We start from the raw sequence: 19,408 nt of genomic DNA, 5'->3' as shown, positions 1-19,408 counted from the left end.
AAATTGGCTTTATTATTTCATAAATCAAATCAACAAAAGGGGAGAGTACACATGGTCAAAAAGTTCAAAGCGCTTTTGAAAAACAACCGTGGTTTAACATTAATCGAACTGTTGGCAGTTATCGTGATTTTGGGCATCATCGCAGCAATCGCTGTACCGAGTATCGGTAATATTATCGATAACAGTAAAAGAGATGCACACATCGCAAATGCCGAGCAGATGGTTTCAGCCGCTAGGTTAGCTAAGGCTGCTAATGTTATGAGTGCAGATGGGGATAGCGATGCCACTAATGATGTAGTTGGTACTTATACCATGAAAGGTTTAGTGAAAGAAGGTTTTCTAGAAAATGTACCTGAAGCACCTGGTAACGCCGGGGCTTACGTTGAAGCTTCTTCTAAAGTAGTTGTGAGTGAAGAAACATCAAGCAATAAAGATGTTTATACGGTGTCTTTAGATTCTGAGGATAAAGATTATTATATAAAAGAAAAAACAATTTCTGATTTACGTGCTGATGGTGGAAGAGATGAAGTGAAACTTGATGGAAGTGCAAAATAACATATTTAATTGGAGGAACTTTGAATGCTTAATAGATTATTACGCAACCAAAAGGGTTTAACGTTAATTGAATTACTAGCTGTTATCGTCATCCTAGGCATCATCGCAGCAATCGCAGTACCAAGCATCGGGAACATCATTGAAAACAGCAAGAAGGATGCCCATATTGCAAATGCTGAGCAGATGGTTTCAGCAGCTAGATTAGCGAAAGCAGCTAATGTAGATGGTGATATTGCTACAAACACATATTCTATGGAACATTTAGTTTCAGAAGGGTTTTTAGAAAGTGTTCCTGAATCACCAGGAAATGCTGGTGGATATAATAAAGCAACTTCCAGAGTCGTGTATAATCCAGGAGATTCAACTAATGATCCGTCTTATACAATATCGCTAACTACAGGAAGCAAATTCTATATTAATAGTCAGCCAATCACTAAGCTTCGTTCTGATACAGATGGTGAGGGGAGAGATTTAGTTGGGTTGGATGCTGATAAATAAATAAGAAGAGTAATGGGGTATGGGGGTGTGCAAATTGCTCAAAAGGTTATCCCGCAATGAAAAGGGATTAACACTTATTGAATTGCTAGCAGTTATCGTAATACTGGGAATTATCGCAGCAATTGCGGTCCCAAGCATCGGCAATATTATTGAAAACAGCAAGAAAGATGCACACATCGCCAATGCAGAACAACTCGTTTCAGCAGCAAGGTTAGCAATGGCTTCAGATATGGAAGGCAATAATGGGGACTTGCCTGGTACAACAACAAATCCAGCACATGCTGCTTATTTTGATTATGGGTATTCGTTAGGTTATCTAGTTGAAGAAGGCTATCTAGAAAGCTTACCAGAAATTCCGGGAGCTGAAGGGTCGTACAGTGAAGACAAATCAACTCGGGTTGTCATTAGACTTGATGATAATCGTAACCCTAATTATTATGTGAAACTTATTCGCAAAGAAGGCACTGAACACTTCGCTTATATCGGTGGAGCAGATAATAATAATTTAAAAGATGAAATTAATTCAGGCACAAAGAATACAGGCTTAATTAACATTGAAGCTCTGCGCTCAGATAAGAGAAGAGATTATGTTGATTTAAAACCAATCGGTAAATAAGATTAACCAATTCTTACCGCACCAATGTTATACTATTGGTGCGGTTTTTATAATAATGACAAAGGTTGATGAAAATGGAAATTTGGCTGTGTGTTGTATTGTTTCTTCTAGGCTTACTTTTCGGTTCGTTCTACAATGTTGTTGGTCTTCGGGTTCCTCAAAAGAAATCGATTGTTTTTCCTCGTTCACATTGTCCTTCCTGCTCACGTACACTTTCCGAGCGTGATTTAATTCCAGTTCTTTCTTATTTATTATTAAAAGGCAAATGCCGGGCGTGCGGGTATAAGATTTCACCGATTTATCCGTTGATGGAGCTGTTAACAGGGGTTTTATTTGCGGTTTCGCCTGTTTTTGTTGGTTGGAATCCAGAATTAATCATTTCGCTGTTGTTTATTTCATTGTTAATAATTATAACGGTTTCTGATTTGGCGTATATGATTATTCCGAACAAAGTTTTGCTTGTATTTGGGATTTTATTTGCGCTATTAAGGGTATTTATTCCAATAGGTTCAATTGTAAATGCATATATTGGGAGTGTGGTAGGGTTTGGGCTGCTGCTTTTCATTGCGATTATCAGTCGTGGCGGTATGGGCGGTGGTGATGTGAAGTTATTTGCGGTTCTTGGGCTTGTGCTTGGCTGGAAGCTTGTCTTGCTTGCGTTCTTTTTTGCCACATTTTTAGGGATGATTTATGGTATCATTGGGTTATTAACTGGAATTGTAAAGCGTGGTGAACCAATTCCTTTTGGACCACATATTGCATTAGGAGCGCTGATGGCTTATTTTATCGGAGAGTCTGTCTTGCGTGCGTATTTTTCATTATATTAATTCAGTTTACTACGATGATTGGGTGATAGTATATGAGTTGGTTTTCAAAACAGGATAAACGAATTGCATTGGTCATCAAAGACTATGTGATTCGCTATGTCGAAGCAAAGCAAACAAACCTTCGCTCAATCGTTTCGTATGGAGAGCGTTATTTGCCGCCGGGTGTTATACATAATGGTAAGATTATTGACCGAGAAACCTTACTTTTTACATTAGAAGAATGTATTGAAACATGGAAGCTGAAGCGAAAGAAAATCTTTTTCCTCGTTCCTGAAAGCTCTGTCATTGTGAGGACAAACGAGGTGGAACCGCAAATACCAGCAGATGAAATCAAAGGTCATCTATACTTGGAGCTTGGGGAAACAATTCATCTGCCGTTTGAAAATCCAGTGATTGATTTTTCGTTAATCGAAGAAACGGACCAAGGGAAAAAGGTAATTCTTGTAGCGGCGCCTGAAGCGACTGTGCAGCAATATATTGAGCTGTTAGAAGAGGTGAAGCTACGACCAGTGGTGGCGGACATTGCCTCTTTATCGCTTTGCCGGTTATTAAATAAAGTCGGTTTTGAGTATGAGCAAGAGCATTTGCTTGTCTTAAACGTTGACTTGAATCATGTGAACACGACGATCTTTCACAAAGATATACCAATCTTTTCACGGAACATAAAGATGAAAACAAATTATGAGCAATGGGAAGTACAAGCTGGAGAGGAAGGCGAGAAGCTCGTTTGGGCAGCAGATGAAGACATTGACGTTCATTTGCGAGAAGCTGTTAATGAGATTGTTAGAGTTGCAGATTTCTATCGTTTTTCCTTACAGCAGGGCGGCGAGGCTGTTACGAGAGTGCTGATTACTGGCGATTACCCGCAACTAGAGAAAATCGAAACGATGTTAAAATCAAGGTTTGAAATTCCCGTGGAAATACTTAACCGAGAGCTGTTTGTATCAAGAGGCAAAAAGGGGCTGTCCATCAATTACTTTGAGCTTATTGGCTTGGCGATGAAAAAAGAGGTGCAATGATGGTTGAAATTAACTTAATACCAGACCGGGAAAGGCGAAACTTAGCCCCATTGCTTCTTATTGTCCTCATTATTGCGCTGGTAAGTTTGGCTTCCTTTTGGCTGTATAGCGATTATCAGAAACAGGCGGCTCAGCTAGACAAGCAGGAAGACCAGCTGCGTGTCACTGAACAGTTAGTGAAAATTGAAAAAGAAAAACAAGCGAAAGTGGAAAGTTCCCAAACATTTCAACAGTTAGAGAATGCGGTCGTTTGGACGGAAAAGAAATCATATTCGACAGTGTCGTTGATTAAGCACTTAGCTGAACTGCTTCCACAGCGAGGTTTTTTTCTTAGCGTTAATATTACAAACGATGAAAAAGTCTCACTCAATGTGCAGTTTGATACATCCCGTGAAGCGGCTTTTTATTTACAGCGTTTGAAGGATTCAGAAGCGATTACAGAAGCGAAGCTATTATCGTTATCAACTGCACCGATTGCTGAAGAGAATTCAAATGTTGAAACAGTTCCGCGTTATACCGCGCAGTATGACTTAACCTTTGATGCTACAGCGTTCCCAAGGCTGCAGGAGGAAACAGAATGAAAGTACAGCTTACAAAAAGGCAAACCATTGTTTTTGCGATTAGTTTAGGGATAATTGTTCTTGCGGCAAGTTTGACGTATTTCTTTCTTATTCGACCTATTCATAAAGAACTGACAAGTATCGAACGGCAAATTGAAGTAAACGAGAATACATTGGAAGCAATGCAGCGAAATGAACGAAAAGAAAACATTCTAGAAGATATCGAAGTGACCAAGCTGCAAAAGAAACTTCCAACAGAGGGTCGGGTTGAAGAACTTATCTTAAATTTTGAAAAAGCTGAAGTAGTCAGTGACAGTCATATTACAACGATGAGCTTCCAAGAAAACGAAGTTGAGCAAGCTGAACAGGCTTCGCCACAAGGTCCGTTAGAGCGCTCAGGTGAAGCCGCGGGAACACCTCAAGAAGAAGTACCTATGCCGGAAGGGTTGCAGAAAGTTCAGATTAGTATTTCGGTAGAGTCAAATGACTATCAATCATTGCAGCAGTTTTTAACGACGATTGAAGAGATGGACCGTTTACTGCTTATTGAAAATCTGGCGTTCTCTGGGGTTCCTGAGAAGGTAATGGTTCCGCAATCGGAAGAAGTACTTACTTATCAAGTAAACCTGTCTGCTTATTCGATGCCTGAGCTTGCGACGTTAATTGAAAAGCTTCCTTCAATCGACACACCTCCGCCAAGTAACAAAGATAACCCGCTCGCGGTGCCGTATGAACGGGAAGCAGAGCCTCAAATCGAAGAGGAGCCGCCGAAGCCTCAAGCACCTGAACCTAATAATCAGTCTGCACAGAAACAGCCGGCACCTAAGCCGAAGCCGCAAGTACAGGCTGTTAAGGCCAAAGTGATCAAGCATACTGTCCAAGAGAATGAAAATCTGTACCGAATTTCATTAAAATATTACGGTTCGCGAAAGGGAGAAGCAATTATTCGGCGTGCGAACAATTTAGAAGGGAATCGAGTTGAGGTCGGTCAAGTATTGAAAATCCCTTTGTCGTAAGCTGAGATAGCACCCCGTTTTTTGCCGCAAATCGTTGAGAACAAGACGACAAATGTCTTGTTCTTTTTTTTTGGAACTGTGCTAGCATTGAGCGCATAAGTGAATGTTTTTAACAAAAGCGGGGTGAAGAAATGGACAAGCAGAGTGGAAAAAAGATTTCAGTTCGAGTGAATGGCAGCGAAAAAGACTTTAAGCATGAAGAGTCCCTTTCTCATACAGAAGAGCAAGATTCTTCTTTTCCATGGGTTCTTCCAGAGAATGAGACAAGACCGAAAGAAGAAAAAAATATTGTAGATTTCCAAGAGTTCCGCAACCGAACGAAGAAACCGAGAATGAAGATGAAAAGTATGAAAGTGAATGCATTGAAGAAGCGAACAATGCCGACACCACCGTCGTTACGAAAAATGCTAATACCAGCAATCGCCATTCTTGTCGGGTTAGGATTGGGGTTGTCTGTTCTTTCTTTTATGACGAGTGAAAATGGTGGTTTTGTGAAGCAACAAGCAGCTCAGCCTGCACAAGAAGAAGCGGTCAAAGCATCTGCACCAGCAAGTGTGGCAACGACACAGAAGACAACAGCTATTCCAGAATTATCGCTGTATATGGTTCAAGGTGGTGCTTTTTCAACAGAAAAATCAGCAGAGAAAATGGCTGAAACGTTCCAAGCAAAAGGACAGCCTGCTGTCGTGTTTACAGATGCAAGTCCGATGCTTCTATTTGTTGGTGCGGCGATGAATGAAGCGGAAGCAAAAGCACTCGGCCAGAAGATTAAGGACGGGGGTGCAGACGTTTATGTGAAGGCATTTACGGTAAGTGGAAGTGAAGAAGCGAATGTTGCCAAAGAAGATGTGACCGCAATTCACGACACCTTTACATCCTTTATTACTCTGTCCTCCAACGTATTAACGAGCGAGACGGTTTCTTCAGAAGAAATTAAGCAGGCTTCCGCTTTGCTTGAAAAATGGAAAGACAACGCTCAAAAGTATCCTTTTTATAAAAATGTTCAATCCGCCTCCACATATCTAGAGAAGTTCGCCAAGCAGCAGTCTCCGTATGATGCATATGCTGCACAGCAGGAGCTTATTCAAGGGATTAAGTCGTATGAAAAGTGGGTTGCCGAGCAAAATAACAAAAAAGCGTAAATGAAAAGCAGAAATGAAAAATTGAAACAGAGGAAAAGGATCCGTATACCGACGTAAAGGAATTTTCAAGAAACGAACCATTTTATTGCCTGCAAAAATGTAAATTTCGTCAATTGTCGAAGCATCTTCCTTTTGCTATGCTGAGTAGTGATAAAACCGTATTGAGGTGTAAAATTTATGAAACGATTTGTCCTTGCTTCATCTTCCCCGCGCAGAAGAGAATTGCTTGAGAAATTTGGCTTTTCATTTGTCGTCGCGCCGAGCATGGTAGACGAAGAAGTCGATGAAAGCGCATCCGCTGAAGCTGTGGTGATGCAGTTAGCAGAGCAAAAGGCTGAAGATATCGCCAATGCTTTTCCAGAAGGCATTGTCTTAGGTGCAGATACAGTCGTCGTGTTTGAAGGTAATATTTTAGGTAAACCGAAAGATAGGCAGGAAGCGAAAGAAATGCTTCAGATGCTTTCAAACAACACACATATCGTCTATACAGGGGTTGCGCTTATCACTAACGCAGGCACAGAAACATTCTATGAATCGACGAACGTCACGTTCCGCGAATTAACTGATGAAGAAATCGACGCTTATATTCAAACAGGAGAGCCGTTTGATAAAGCAGGCAGTTACGGAATTCAAGATTTAGGCGGTGCTTTTGTACAAGAAATTAGCGGCGATTACTTTAATGTCGTCGGCCTGCCTATCATGCGCGTTATCCAGGAATTACGTGCACTTGGTGTAAAAGGTGTGCTCGGCTAAAGAGGGGAAGTAGAACAACAGCACCGTCGTTTCATTAAAGGAGGTGCGTGTTCGGCATAGCCGGACAGACAATTGACTGACACACTTATGATTCGTGATTTTCCAAAGAGTGAAAAGCCCCGCGAACGCCTTATTTCAGAAGGACCAGAACGGTTAACAAACCAAGAGCTACTGGCGATTATCTTAAGAACCGGTTCAAAAAGCGACTCCGTTATGCAGCTTTCCTCAAGGCTGCTTCAGCACTTTGACGGGCTACGGCTCTTGAAGAACGCATCACTTCAAGAGCTGACAGCCTTAAAAGGAATCGGTGAGGTGAAAGCTGTTCAGCTCTTAGCTGTAATTGAGCTAGGAAAACGGTTGGAGCGGCTGAAATTTGAACAAGGCTATACGATTCGTTCACCTGAAGATGGCGCTAACCTTGTTATGGATGAGATGCGCTTTCTATCACAAGAGCATTTCGTTTGCTTATACTAGATGTAAACACAAAGAATTATAAATAGAACTGTACACTGAGCACAGTAGCCTTGCCGTTAGTCTTGCTAAAGTGAATTTCCTTAATAAACGTCTGGATGAACTCTTTCTTTTGAACAGGGTTCAGCTTCCCCCAATTTAACTTAAAGTCATTTACGATAGCTTTTAACTTTTCTCCGTTTAATAGAGCATGTTCTTTTTCTGCAGGCTGTACTTGTTTGAGCTGCATTTGTAGTTCTTCAAGTTCAGCCTGTGTTTCTTTCATTCGTTCTGAAAATTCTTCATCTGTCACCCAATCTTTTGACCATGCCCTTTGGTACTTCTCACGCTGACGTTCAACTCTTTTAATTTCAGATATGATTTTCTCACGTTCATCCGGTTCTGCTGTGGCTGCTGTTTGGTTTGCACTAACATAGAATTGAAAGCTGTTCATGTACTCCAGGAAAGCTTTTTCAATCTTCTTTTCACTCACTGCAGTTGCTTTTCTCTTATTTAGCACGCACGCTTGGCATCTATAATGGTTACTCTCAATGTACTTCTTATCACGCTTGCGGTAGTATTTACTGCGTTCAGAGCTTAATCGATTTCCGCAAGTAGGACAAACAATAGTCATTTGGTAAATAAAAATAGAGTAAGTTTTACGCTTTTTGAAATTCTGTCTGCTGTGAAGCAGTTGCTGGATATGCTCAAATTCCTCTTTTGATACAATTCCCTCGTGAGTTCCTTCTATGATCTCATCACGCCATTTTAATGCTCCATATAGCGCAGGGTTGTGTAAGATGTCTAAGATAGTCGCAATGTGCCATTTGTATCCTCTTATAGGAGGAATACCACTTTCCTCAAGTTCATTTGCTAACTTTCGAATCGAGTCCCCAGATTTAATTTTCTTTATAATATCTAAGATCACTGTTTCTTCCCGTTCGTTAATGATTAATTTGTCATTTTCATCTTTTTCAAAACCATACGGAGCTTTAGCTGCATATTCGCCTTGTCGAGCCTTTTCTATTTGTCCCATACGTACACGTTCACCAAGGTTTTCACGCTCCCACTGAGCCATTGCAGCCACCAGAGTGATAAATAAACGTCCTATGGCCGAGCTTGTGTCATATACTTCTGTAGCTGATTTAAATGCACAATTGTATTTATCGAATGTTTCTAGGAGCTTGTATAAGTCAACGACAGAGCGAGTTAAACGGTCAAGTCGATAAACAAGTACTGTATCGATATGTCCTTCTTCAATATGTTTTAACAAGGCTTGTAATTGTGGGCGGTTCGTATCTTTTGCTGATATGCCTTCATCAACATAGAACTTATAGTTATCCATATCGTGAAGGTGGCAGTATGATTTTAACTTCTCACGCTGGGCTGAGATCGAGAAGCCATCACGGGCTTGTTCTTCAGTTGATACACGAATATATATTGCAGTTTGCATGGTTAACCCATCCTTTGAAATTTATCTTCTAATAATTTTGTTTATGCCTGTATGCTTTGCTCGCCATTAAGATAAGAAGACCCCAAAACAGATATAAAGAATCATGGGTTATAATTCTGAATGCAAAGTTATTATTAGATTTCACTTTTTGAGGGTTACAAAGTACTCTAATAATTACATTGAATAGAATATATGTTCGGTTTTATGGGTAGATAAAAACCCGAATTAACGGGTAAGCTTAAGTAATTATTTTTTTGATTTCATAAAGAATATTTTGGTTGCTGTCGTATAAATATATTGAATCAGATTTAGTTTCATCAGGTGTTTTTGATAATACAGTGTAATTATCTTTTATAGTATAATGAATGAACAATCTATTTTCTTTTAGAAATTCTTCGTCTATTAATTTTAATGTATATTTATAATTATTTCCTTTTTTCTTAAAGTATTTACTTAAACGAAAATATAAGCTTAAAAACAATAAGGGTACTAGAGAAAATATCAAAATTTTTGCCCAGACTATACCATTTAGGTTAAATAAAATACTTGCAAAAAAATATGAATATAGTAATAATAGGATAGCGAAATTTCCTATAAAGATATTTAAATACATATCTTCCGATTTTTTGAAATTAATATGTATTTTAGATATAAAGTTTGAATATTTGCTGAAAAGGATATCTATCCATTTAATCTTATCTTTTGTGGAATAAACTTTTTTTGTAAATACTATTGATAGGAGGAGGAGTAAAGATAAATAATATCCCCATCCTAGAATTTCAACCAAAACTTCCGGTTCTTCAACCTTAGATATTCCATGAAAAATAAAGGAAAGAAAAGTTAGGAATAATATGAAGAAAATATAATCATATATTTTGGTTGTTACAAAATGCCATTTAACTTCATCTTTAGGAAGAAATAATTTTTCTATTTCTGTCTTTTGGCTTGTTTGCGAAATAATATCTTTTCCATATTTAAAGAATAAAGTTATTACTAGTATAATAATTAATGATATAGAGACTTTATTTTGTTGTTCTAGTAATTTTATTATTGCGGTTATAATTTGGTTCATTTCAATCCCTCACAAACAATCCCGTCATTATCATTCCCATCAAGTCGATGCGGATCTTTCGCTGGTCCTCCTGCAGCTTCAAAAAAAAGCCTGTGCTTCAGCTTGAGTTTCAAAATCACTACAGTCTCTATCGGGTCCGAATGGATCATATTGTAGGCCGGAAGCAGAAGGTAGTTCTTCGTTGGTTGGTCATTATTAATCTCAACGTTTGTAATTTCTTGAAACCCATCTTCCGCAACGTAACCATCCAAGCTCCAGATGCCTAGTTGGTCATTCATGGCCTTATTCTGCGCTTTCATAAATGTCTCATAATGTGTATAGGGTGGGTCATAAACATACGCTAACCGAGCCAATCCTTCTTCTAAAAGCATTTGATTAAAGTTCTTTCCATCAACCCATATATAAGCTAATAACCTATCATATTTGTCTCGTTTAGGTCCGTCATACTCAACTTGAACAGTTTGACCCGTTAAGGTGTCTTTAACAAATTCAAAAGCTTCAGGACCAAATGGCTGAACAGGTTTATTAGGGTGTTTGGTTTCAGGTGTATCGACCAATAGAAGACGAACTCTTTCTTCTTTTCCGTTGAGCATAATGTCTATTGTATCTCCATCAACAACATTAGTTACTTTAGCTTCGTTCTCAAGTTTTGTGTCTTGCTCGGCATTAATATTTGAGCTTGTTTCGTCACTCTGGCCAACTATTACACCATCTCCGCATCCAGTTGTTAGTAACATTGCTCCAATTACAAGAGCGAGGAAGGTCTTCTTCAAACTATCCACCACCTAAGAGGAAAGCACGCATTGCTGCGTGCCTCATTTTTTAGTAAGAAATTTTAACTTGTCCATCTTCCCACTTAACAGTTGCTCCCATGGCCTCACTAACAAAGCGAAGAGGGACCATTGTTCTGCCATCGATTACTTGAGCTGCAGCATCAAGATAAGTAGCAGAATTGTTTACTTCTGCATAAGTTGAGCCAACTGTAAGTTCAACTGTACGGTTCTTTTTAGTAGCTACAATCGTTTCAGTAGCAGCATCGAATTGAACAGTTGCTCCTAGTGCTTCAAAAACTGGACGAAGAGGAACCAGAGTACGTCCATCTTTTACTACAGCTGGTTGATCGTAGTCTTGATACACACCATTTAAGTAGACTTTAGCTGTCTGAACTTTAGGCTTTGGTGCTGGCTTAGGAGCAGGAGCTGTATAAGTACTACTACTGCTGCTTGAAGAGCTAGAACCTCCACCGTTGTGATAATGGTATTCTCCATATTGAAGACCCCATTTTTCAGTACAATTAGTCCGGCAATAATGACCTCCACTTGAATCAGTACGTCCAGGATGGGCGTCGACAACAGCTGGAGTTGAACTAAGAATAAGACCAGCTGCAAGAGTAATAGAAGTTAATTTCTTTTTCATGATACAATGCCTCCTTGTTTTTATTAAAATAGAATGGTTATTAAAAACCATATAAAACCACCTGCTAAGAAGAGAAGAAAGATAGTTGCTAAGCATCCAGTGACAACATATTTAGGTTCAGCTTTTTCTTTTGGCTGTGTTCTTTGACTGCTGCTTTTTTTACCACCTTTTTTTCGACCAACACGTTGCTCATACGAAAGTCCGGTTCCAGGTACCGAAGTCGTGATACGTGTACCTGACGGTCCTTTGCTGACACGAGCTCCTTTAGTGCCGACACTCATTCCAATACCTTTCTTGCTTACGTTTACGCGAACTCCTTTGCCAACTTTGAAGCTCTTTCTGAACTTTAAGCCCAAGGTATAACCCCCTAAATTTGGGTGATATGCTTATAGGATGATTTTAACAATTTATGATAAAAGGTCTACGCTTTCGACAAACCTTCTAATATATCGACATTGAAATCACCGACTTTTATTCTAGCCACTCCAGACTATGAATCTGCTTTCTGATTGTGCTAAACCCCTCAACCTTATACCCGAATTCCAGTTTTAAACGATAATGAGCAAATTCTTCTGTGACAAGAAAGTGATCAGCAATATCAGATACAAGTACTGACTGATCGATTGCAGTTACGTAGATATTTTCCAAAAAGTTTTTAGGCATTAAGAGGTAAGCTGCCATTCGTCTAGCCTGTTTCTCATATTTGTTTATTTCAAGAGAAGAAACAGTAAGTTGATTATGGTAGTGCAACTGAATATGACAAAATTCTTCAGCAAGTAGCAGCTTCTTCCTAATAGGGTCCAGATTTGGTTTCAAGAAAATATGCCCACGATTACTATTTGGGAACGGGGAGGCATATGACTCTGTTCCTTCTTCAATTTCAAAAGGATAGAAGGGAGCAGCGAGTGGCTTGATTTTAATGCCAAACTTAAAACAAATCTGATACATATCAATTTCATCAGGATATTTAAAGTTAAATCGTTTGATAATTCTATTAGCATGAGATTCATAATGATCCTGCGATTCATTTAACATAATATTTCTTAGATGCATAAAATATCCACTCCTGTTTAAAGAAAAAGACTGAGTGAGCTCAGTCAATGAACTGGAATGTTTAAATTAATTGGTAACGGAATTCTCTATAATTTGTAATTTTTGAACTGGTTGAAGCCCTTTGGTTTTAAGAAATTTCATGTTGTGCTCAAAGTTGGTCATTGAGTCAGAACAATCGATTCTGTCAAAATTTAATTGAGTTAATGTTGCTTTATCGATTTTTACTGATAACAACGTAATCTTTTCTTTATGACCGGTAGCAGAATTCACTTGTTCATCCATTGCATGAATATAAATTGTCTCTATAGGAAGAAGTGCGAACATATCACGCGCAATTCTTAATACGCAGCTACAAATATAATCTTGTTGCAGGTCGTAGTATTGGCCTTTAGGCATTTTTTTTGTTGAGACTTTTCCAGTCTTGGTTAAGGTTTTCAAACTGCTTGGAACCACTAACTCTGTATGAACATCGAACTCCACTTCCAATAATTCAGGTTTATCTACAAAGAATTCAAAGCCACTACCGAACTCAAGCAAATCATCTAAAGGATTGAGCTCATTAATTACCTCTAAATAAGTATCAATATCTCCAGATAGAATTTTTTCGGCTGTCTCATTCATATATTCCCACTCTTCATAAGCTTGTTGGTCTTCTAATCTAGCTCTATTTACTTGTGCTTCAAGTTCTACTTTTTGCTTTACCTGTTTCTTCAGCAGCTTATCTAAAAATGAAGGCTCATAGTCTTTTAGGGCTTTTAAGGCCTTATACTCGGCTGGTCCTGTTTCATTTTTAATAAATGGGGGAGGAGTTAACTTGACTTTATGCCAGTTAATTGGCTCATCAGATTCCTTGTGAATTGACTTAATCATTTCTAACTTATTTTCAAACAACTTCACTTCGAGTTCATTTCGTCTTATTTGTTCTAACTTTTCCAATTCTCTTTCTTGACGGGCTAACTCTTGCCGTCGTTGATATGCTTGTGAGCTATATGACTTTCCATAACTCGAATAAGATACCCCTGTTCCAGGAATAGATAAGGTAGTTCTTGAACGCCCACTTGAATTAATAGAGTGCCTGAACCCTTTTCCTCCAACGCTGACACCAACTCCTTTTTTTCCGACGTTCATTTTAACGCCAGGAGCTATTTTTATGCTTTTTCTAAATCCAAAGCCCATATGCACCCTCCTTTTGTACTATGAATAGTCAATCAACATTGTAACAAAATGTAAGTTATGTAGGTGCTATTTCGACAATAGTTCTTTTGATTCGACAAATTAAGAACGTGCGTTCTATTTAAGGGTAAATAGAAAGACACGTTAGACTCTAAGGCGTGTCTTATAAAATCTATAGTAATCAATCATCTGCGAACTCTCCAAAACCTTCGCCTTCTTCATCATCATCTTCCATCATTTCGCGTTGGAACTTCCACATTTTAATTAGCTGCTTAACTTTTTTCTCAGGATTTTTAGCTAAGTCATGGAACATAATAGGGTGCTTCTTCATTTCTTCAAAGACTTTATATTCTTCAGAAGAAAGTTCAAACTCTTGCCCAGCAACACGAACTGTTTTGGGTTCTGCGGGGCGAGGTTTATCTGTTCTTCCAAGTAAATAATCAGTAGAAACATTATAAAAATCTGCAATTTTATGGAGGGTTTCATAATCTGGCTGTCGTTTGTTTATTTCATAATGTGCATAGGTGCCTCGAGTCAAATCTAACTTTTTTGCAAGTTCAGTTTGAGTTAAGCCTTTGCTCTGTCTCAAGCGTTTCAGAATATCTCCTAACACTTTTTCCCCTCCTTTTATATTCTCATTATACTGTAGCAATAAGCTACAAATAAACTTTTGTGGCGAAAAGTATCAAAAAAGCATTGACTGTAGCGATTTGCTACTGTATATTTAGGTTAACAAGTCGCATATCGCTACAAAAAGGAAGAGGGTGGTAGCATGAAACGTAATTGGCTTGTTAATCTTCGGAAAGAAAAAGGCTATACACAAGAAGTTGTATCGGAGAAAGTAGGCATTGAAAGACCTTATTATACTCAAATTGAAACAGGTTCTCGTCGCCCGAGCGTCCAAGTAGCACAAAAGATAGCTCAGGAATTGAATTTTGATTGGACTATTTTTTTTGCTAATGAATGTAGCGAAAAGCGACAAGATACTACAACTGCGAGCTAGGGGGTAATATTCATGTCACAAAACGCAACCGCATCTCATGAACAACCACAAGAAAAAAGCCTTTCGCCGGAATTGCAGCTTGAAATTGCAAAGTTTTTCTTAAGGACGTCTGCTCCAATACTTTATGGAGCCCCTTTGAAAAACATCAAATTAACTGTGGAAGAAGGTGAGCAGTTGAAACAAGGTAAGAAGCCAACACGCCGGCAAAAAGAGTTGATTGCTAATGCCGGCTACAACTTCAATAATTGGCTGGTTGTTAAAAGTCTACCGAATGAACTTCAGGTTGTTCATCGTTCTACTGGAACGAATCGAAGTATTAAATTCTAGCTATCTATTATTCTATCGAACAATGATTGGGATAGCGGTAAAGAGAGAGGTGAATTAAGTGAATGTCGGTAAGAGGTTGAAACAACTTCGTGACGACAACAAGAGAACACAACAGCAGATGGCATTTGATTTCAATGTATCAAGAGAATCCTTTTCAGCTTATGAAACAGAACGCGCCAAGCTTCCAGCAGACATTGCACAGCAGCTAACTAATGAATTTAATGACCCCTTTGTGGCTCTTGAAGCAGTAGCTGAATATTACGGGTGGGGAATTGGAAAGCTTGATGGCCAAGCTGTAGACCTACACCGGGCAAGTGTTAAAGCAAAAACAGAGGAAGAGCTGGAAGAAGCATTGGAGGCAATTAAGAAAGTTTGTTTATCGAATAACCCATCATTCATGGAAGCTCATCAACGTGATGAATTAAAGAGGGCCTTAATGGAGGCGATTGATGCAATCGTCGCGTTAAAGCATTTTGTTGCAGTGATTTGCAAAGAGTATGGGTTCAGTTGGATAAAGCTATGGGCTGAACACAAAGTGAAGTTGATAGCTAGGAAGTATAAAAAAGCAGACCGTAAAAATGTAGCTTAAAGCTCATGGAGGATAGAAAAGTGGATTTTTCAGAGATTGTATTACCTGAAGATGTTCAGAAAGCTAGCAAACTATATGACTGTATGATCGAGTGTTTAAAACGTACTTATCATCATGAAGATATCACTGGCGATATGGACAAAGCTGAGTATTGGAAGGCAGAAGCTGAACGTTGTCGTGAGGAACTGCAACGTTTAACGAAAGCTCGAGTAGAGCAGAATCAGGTTTCCGCACTTATTAAGAGTTTAAATAAACGTGGGATTAAGGTGAAGGCGGTGAAGAGTTGTCATCGATTAAACGAACAACAGCCAAGTATTGTGGTGAGTGTTTAGAAGATTTCAAGCCAGATCAACAAGTTTGGTTTACTTGGTTAGAAAACAGTTGCTTCTGCAATATTTGTAAATCGAAGGTAGTTATTCAGGAGTGGGAACCACGCATTGTTATAGGGGGTGAAGTCAGTGACCGCAGGTGAAATGCTTCAATACACCAAACGCTTCAATGAAATTGTTGACTCTAACGCGCCCAAACATATCAAAGGGATTCGTCTTTCAAATCTAATGACCGATTTGGAAATGGCCTACAATATTCCAATGTTAAGAAATAAAGCATTTGAGAAACAGCAACCTTTTGTTATGCAGCTGTATTGCACAGTTTCTTTAGCAAGACCTTTGTAATTAAGAATCTATTAATTTGAAAGGGTGAACAAATGTGAATGGAGTTTTAACTGCTAGTCGTTTAATGACTGCTAAGGAAGTAAAAGAAGAATGCGCCAAAGCGCTTAGCAATCCATGCTTACTAATAGCTGTTGAGTTGGAGGCAAAACGTCAATTGCTCGCACTGAATTGGAAAATGGGAGCACAAATAAAGAGCAGTAAGTGTGCCCACACTCACTGCTCCCAGGTTGGAAAATAACTTACATGCTTAAACACATCTTAACACCACTTAAGTGGTACGGCAAGGACTTCAGTTCTTGTCGTCATAGGTAGGAATTTCAGGTTCACCCCTCCCTGAACTGCCATTCCGATTCCTGCCTATGACGATGGGAATTGACCCATCAAATACATACGAAAGGAGGACAGCAAATGATTGAACCGGCGGTTATTCGTCGCAAGGTTATCCGCTTGTTAGATAACGTTTGTCGAGATTGCAAAATCTTGAATCAAAACAGGAATTTATACGGTCAACATGAGGCACATCGCTATTGTATTGGAACATGCCAAGTCGGTGTGAAAATATCGAAGCTAGGACAACAAATTGGTTCAGATGTTCTTCCGCCTTACACCTTGGATGAAGAGTTTTACCTTCTGGGGCATATGGAGCTTATTGGTGATGGAAAGTTATACAGTTACCGACATATCGCTAGAAAGTTAGCTCGAACAGAAATCTCGATTATTGAGAAATTAGAGCAATTGAAAGAGCTGCAGAATGAGAAAGTGGGGTGAATGTATGACTGGTCATGCTGAGATATCAGGGTTATTGAGTTCGGTTGAGTTAGTAGGTTCAGCTGAATTTAACGAATGGACAAAGAAGAATCCGGACGTTGAGGTAGTTCATTTAAATACCATGCCTGACGAAGACGGAGGTTGCTTTTTGTACAGTGTTATCTATCGAAATGAATAATGGCCCGTGCGGCAACACGGACCATCTAGAGGGCAAGTTCCATAACATTTGCTTTTAGTATATCTGAATTTGCCCTCTGTTTTCAACTAAGGAGGCGAGAAGATTGCGTGAAATTCCTTATAGCAGTGATTTTGCAGCTCAGAAAGCACTAGCGTTAGCTGGCGGACGTATCACAATTAAACCTAACGGAAATCCTGTTTTTCAATTTAAAAGCGGCCAACAATATGAACGTTTTGTTGAGCTGAAAAATAATCAAGTTAAGGGGGCATAAAGGTGAAGGAAATCAAGCTTATAAAACTTTCTTTGCGCGACTTTAAGGGCATTACCCATTTCGTCCTTGATGCTGAAGGTCAAAATGTCCGTATTTTTGGAGATAACGCTACTGGTAAAACGACGTTATTTGATGGATTCGTTTGGTTGCTCTTTGACAAAGATAGCCACAATCAAAAGCAGTTTCAAATCAAACGAGTTGATCAACGCGGCAAAGAACTTTCAGGGTTAGAGCACGAAGTGGAAGGTGTATTCTCTATCAATGGTCAAATGGTGAGCTTGCGCAAAGTTTATTACGAGAAGTGGACGAAAAAGCGCGGTTCAGCCATTAAAAAATTCAGTGGGCACACAACGGATTATTATATCGATGGTGTTCCAGCAAAGAAGAAAGAGTTTGCTGATAAGGTTTCACAAATAATCGATGAAGAAATCTTTAAGCTTCTGACAAACCCTGCATATTTCAATGAACAGTTACATTGGCAGAAACGGCGTGAGATTCTGCTTGAAATTTGCGGTGATATTACAGATGAGGAAGTCATTGCTTCAGATTCATCGCTTAGAAAGTTACCTAGCATCTTAAATGGTAGAAGTATCGATGATCAAAGAAAAGTGATTGCTGCTCGTCGTGCAGAGATTAATAAGGAGTTAGAACGGATTCCTGTTCGAATTGGTGAAGTTAGACGTTCCATTCCAGAGGTGGCTGGCTTAAATGAACAGCAGATCGAGCAACAAATCATATCACTGCAAAGTAAGCGTGAAGCAAAAGAGCAAGAGTTAAATCGAATTCGTTCAGGTGGTCAAGTATCAGAGTTAGAAAAGAAGCTGCGTGAGATTCAATCTGAATTAATGGAGTTGAAGAATCAAGAACGTGAATCAAATTACGGAAAAATCGACCAAAAACGTCAGCTTCTATATCAGACGCAAAGCCGTTTAGACGGGATTAATACAGATATTGTGCGTTGTGAAAACCAAATTCGATTAAACCAGGAGTCCATCCATAACCGTGAGGTAGAAGCAAATAAACTACGTGAACAGTGGCATAAGGTGAATGCAGAAACACATGAGTTCCACCATGATGAGAATTGTCCAACGTGTGGACAAGCTTTACCTGAAGAACAAATAGAGGAAGCTCATAAAAAAGCTCAAGCAGAATTTAACCGTAAGAAAGCCGAACGCCTGGAACGTATTAAGCAACAAGGCTTAGCTGCTAACAGTGTAATTTCAGACTTAAATCAATCAATTGAAACATATCAAGCACAAACTGAGGACTTGAAGAAGAAAGCTGCAGTAGTACAACAAGGACTAACCAAAGTGAAGAGTGACATCGAAACACTCCAATCTAATACAACAGAAATTACTGAAAATCCAGCTTACAATCAGAAGCTTCAAGAGACTGAGGCAGTACGCCATGAGATTCAAGAGTTAAAGGCATCTACTTATGAAGCTGAGAATAAAGTGCACCAAGAAATACGTCAACTGGTCAATGAAATCAATATGATTGAGCAGGACAAAGCTAAATTCGCTCAGATTCGATTATGTGAAAGACGTATTGCTGAACTGGAAAGCCAAGAACAGACGCTTGCTCAAGAATTTGAGCAACTAGAAGAACAGCTTTATCTTACTGAGCAGTTCATACGTCAAAAGGTCAATCTGTTAGAAGAGAAAATCAATAGTAAGTTTAAGTACGCTCGCTTTAAGTTGTTCGATACTCAAATCAACGATGGCTTAAAAGAAACGTGTGAAACGCTATACGAGGGTGTGCCGTATTCAGGTGGTTTGAATAACGCAGCTCGAATCAACATTGGCTTAGACATCATTAATACACTATCAGAGCATTATGGCTTCCAAGCTCCAATTTTCGTAGACAACAGTGAAGCTGTTACAAGGTTGATTGATACGGATGCACAAGTTATCAGCCTTGTTGTTAGTGAACCGGATAAGGAATTGCGAATTGAAGTGTTGCCTGAGCATATGAGGGAGGCTATCTAAATGAGCA

General features: G+C 39.1%; 26 protein-coding genes and 2 pseudogenes. 20 read left to right on the top strand and 8 right to left on the bottom strand.

The annotated features are described in order from the left end of the window. Positions 1 to 51 precede the first annotated feature (51 nt). From LC040_12430 to LC040_12385, 10 genes and pseudogenes are all read left to right on the top strand, one after another. Entirely contained in the window at positions 52 to 555 is a 504-nt protein-coding gene (locus LC040_12430; GenBank protein ID WLR50087.1) for a type II secretion system protein, read from the top strand. Between the two features lie 24 nt (positions 556 to 579). Further along, on the top strand, positions 580 to 1,053 hold the full coding sequence (locus LC040_12425) for a type II secretion system protein (GenBank protein WLR50086.1): 474 nt from the start codon (positions 580 to 582) through the stop codon (positions 1,051 to 1,053). Between the two features lie 34 nt (positions 1,054 to 1,087). Continuing rightward, positions 1,088 to 1,669, top strand: coding sequence for a type II secretion system protein (locus LC040_12420; GenBank protein ID WLR50085.1), 582 nt, complete (start codon positions 1,088 to 1,090; stop codon positions 1,667 to 1,669). A gap of 74 nt (positions 1,670 to 1,743) precedes the next feature. Next, on the top strand, positions 1,744 to 2,496 hold the full coding sequence (locus LC040_12415; GenBank protein WLR50084.1) for a prepilin peptidase: 753 nt from the start codon (positions 1,744 to 1,746) through the stop codon (positions 2,494 to 2,496). 32 nt (positions 2,497 to 2,528) lie between these two features. Beyond that, complete coding sequence (gene pilM, locus LC040_12410; GenBank protein WLR50083.1) at positions 2,529 to 3,515, top strand: pilus assembly protein PilM; 987 nt, start codon at positions 2,529 to 2,531, stop codon at positions 3,513 to 3,515. Continuing rightward, entirely contained in the window at positions 3,512 to 4,096 is a 585-nt protein-coding gene (locus tag LC040_12405; GenBank protein WLR50082.1) for a hypothetical protein, read from the top strand. The genes pilM and LC040_12405 overlap by 4 nt, the downstream gene beginning before the upstream one ends. Continuing rightward, on the top strand, positions 4,093 to 5,091 hold the full coding sequence (locus LC040_12400; protein WLR50081.1) for a LysM peptidoglycan-binding domain-containing protein: 999 nt from the start codon (positions 4,093 to 4,095) through the stop codon (positions 5,089 to 5,091). The genes LC040_12405 and LC040_12400 overlap by 4 nt, the downstream gene beginning before the upstream one ends. A gap of 131 nt (positions 5,092 to 5,222) precedes the next feature. Beyond that, the gene (locus LC040_12395; protein WLR50080.1) at positions 5,223 to 6,233 is read left to right on the top strand and encodes an SPOR domain-containing protein; all 1,011 of its coding nucleotides are present in this window, start codon (positions 5,223 to 5,225) and stop codon (positions 6,231 to 6,233) included. A gap of 177 nt (positions 6,234 to 6,410) precedes the next feature. Then, entirely contained in the window at positions 6,411 to 6,986 is a 576-nt protein-coding gene (locus tag LC040_12390; protein WLR50079.1) for a Maf family protein, read from the top strand. A gap of 87 nt (positions 6,987 to 7,073) precedes the next feature. After that, a pseudogene (locus tag LC040_12385) lies at positions 7,074 to 7,457 on the top strand (hypothetical protein). A 19-nt stretch (positions 7,458 to 7,476) separates the two neighbouring features. Here the strand turns inward: LC040_12385 and LC040_12380 are convergent. From LC040_12380 to LC040_12345, 8 genes and pseudogenes are all read right to left on the bottom strand, one after another. Then, on the bottom strand, positions 7,477 to 8,889 hold the full coding sequence (locus LC040_12380) for a recombinase family protein (GenBank protein WLR50078.1): 1,413 nt from the start codon (positions 8,887 to 8,889) through the stop codon (positions 7,477 to 7,479). A 238-nt stretch (positions 8,890 to 9,127) separates the two neighbouring features. Next, on the bottom strand, positions 9,128 to 9,961 hold the full coding sequence (locus tag LC040_12375) for a hypothetical protein (protein WLR50077.1): 834 nt from the start codon (positions 9,959 to 9,961) through the stop codon (positions 9,128 to 9,130). Further along, the gene (locus LC040_12370; GenBank protein WLR50076.1) at positions 9,958 to 10,734 is read right to left on the bottom strand and encodes a thermonuclease family protein; all 777 of its coding nucleotides are present in this window, start codon (positions 10,732 to 10,734) and stop codon (positions 9,958 to 9,960) included. The genes LC040_12375 and LC040_12370 overlap by 4 nt, the downstream gene beginning before the upstream one ends. Before the next feature lie 49 nt (positions 10,735 to 10,783). Then, entirely contained in the window at positions 10,784 to 11,377 is a 594-nt protein-coding gene (locus tag LC040_12365; protein WLR50075.1) for a copper amine oxidase N-terminal domain-containing protein, read from the bottom strand. Positions 11,378 to 11,532: 155 nt separating this feature from the next. Beyond that, positions 11,533 to 11,733, bottom strand: a pseudogene (locus LC040_12360) (DUF4236 domain-containing protein). Positions 11,734 to 11,848: 115 nt separating this feature from the next. Further along, on the bottom strand, positions 11,849 to 12,430 hold the full coding sequence (locus LC040_12355) for an ImmA/IrrE family metallo-endopeptidase (protein ID WLR50074.1): 582 nt from the start codon (positions 12,428 to 12,430) through the stop codon (positions 11,849 to 11,851). A 66-nt stretch (positions 12,431 to 12,496) separates the two neighbouring features. After that, the gene (locus tag LC040_12350; GenBank protein ID WLR50073.1) at positions 12,497 to 13,606 is read right to left on the bottom strand and encodes a DUF4236 domain-containing protein; all 1,110 of its coding nucleotides are present in this window, start codon (positions 13,604 to 13,606) and stop codon (positions 12,497 to 12,499) included. Positions 13,607 to 13,784: 178 nt separating this feature from the next. Next, positions 13,785 to 14,216 carry a helix-turn-helix transcriptional regulator gene (locus tag LC040_12345; protein ID WLR50072.1) on the bottom strand — a complete coding sequence of 144 codons (432 nt, stop codon included), beginning with the start codon at positions 14,214 to 14,216 and terminating at the stop codon, positions 13,785 to 13,787. Between the two features lie 159 nt (positions 14,217 to 14,375). Here LC040_12345 and LC040_12340 point away from each other — a divergent pair, with 159 nt between their 5' ends. The 10 genes from LC040_12340 to LC040_12295 all read left to right on the top strand — a co-directional run bounded on the left by LC040_12340 (position 14,376) and on the right by LC040_12295 (position 19,401). Continuing rightward, complete coding sequence (locus LC040_12340; GenBank protein WLR50071.1) at positions 14,376 to 14,606, top strand: helix-turn-helix transcriptional regulator; 231 nt, start codon at positions 14,376 to 14,378, stop codon at positions 14,604 to 14,606. A 12-nt stretch (positions 14,607 to 14,618) separates the two neighbouring features. Beyond that, entirely contained in the window at positions 14,619 to 14,933 is a 315-nt protein-coding gene (locus tag LC040_12335; protein WLR53356.1) for a hypothetical protein, read from the top strand. A 58-nt stretch (positions 14,934 to 14,991) separates the two neighbouring features. Continuing rightward, a complete protein-coding gene (locus LC040_12330; GenBank protein WLR50070.1) occupies positions 14,992 to 15,522 on the top strand; it encodes a helix-turn-helix transcriptional regulator in 531 nt (176 codons plus the stop codon). A gap of 20 nt (positions 15,523 to 15,542) precedes the next feature. Continuing rightward, the gene (locus tag LC040_12325) at positions 15,543 to 15,854 is read left to right on the top strand and encodes a hypothetical protein (protein ID WLR50069.1); all 312 of its coding nucleotides are present in this window, start codon (positions 15,543 to 15,545) and stop codon (positions 15,852 to 15,854) included. 126 nt (positions 15,855 to 15,980) lie between these two features. Then, complete coding sequence (locus LC040_12320) at positions 15,981 to 16,196, top strand: hypothetical protein (protein ID WLR50068.1); 216 nt, start codon at positions 15,981 to 15,983, stop codon at positions 16,194 to 16,196. Positions 16,197 to 16,230: 34 nt separating this feature from the next. After that, a complete protein-coding gene (locus LC040_12315; protein WLR50067.1) occupies positions 16,231 to 16,434 on the top strand; it encodes a hypothetical protein in 204 nt (67 codons plus the stop codon). A gap of 170 nt (positions 16,435 to 16,604) precedes the next feature. Then, on the top strand, positions 16,605 to 16,964 hold the full coding sequence (locus LC040_12310; GenBank protein WLR50066.1) for a zinc-finger domain-containing protein: 360 nt from the start codon (positions 16,605 to 16,607) through the stop codon (positions 16,962 to 16,964). Further along, on the top strand, positions 16,948 to 17,142 hold the full coding sequence (locus LC040_12305; protein WLR50065.1) for a hypothetical protein: 195 nt from the start codon (positions 16,948 to 16,950) through the stop codon (positions 17,140 to 17,142). Before LC040_12310 ends, LC040_12305 begins: the two co-directional genes overlap by 17 nt. Before the next feature lie 103 nt (positions 17,143 to 17,245). Continuing rightward, a complete protein-coding gene (locus LC040_12300; GenBank protein ID WLR50064.1) occupies positions 17,246 to 17,413 on the top strand; it encodes a hypothetical protein in 168 nt (55 codons plus the stop codon). A gap of 2 nt (positions 17,414 to 17,415) precedes the next feature. After that, entirely contained in the window at positions 17,416 to 19,401 is a 1,986-nt protein-coding gene (locus LC040_12295) for a hypothetical protein (protein WLR50063.1), read from the top strand. Positions 19,402 to 19,408: the final 7 nt, after the last annotated feature.

The sequence above is a fragment of the Bacillus tianshenii genome (assembly GCA_020524525.2).
In the GTDB taxonomy this organism is placed as follows: Bacteria; Bacillota; Bacilli; order Bacillales; family Bacillaceae_N; genus Bacillus_AV.
The sequence above is the reverse complement of the archived record's forward strand: the minus strand, read 5'-3'. Positions and strand labels throughout refer to the sequence as shown.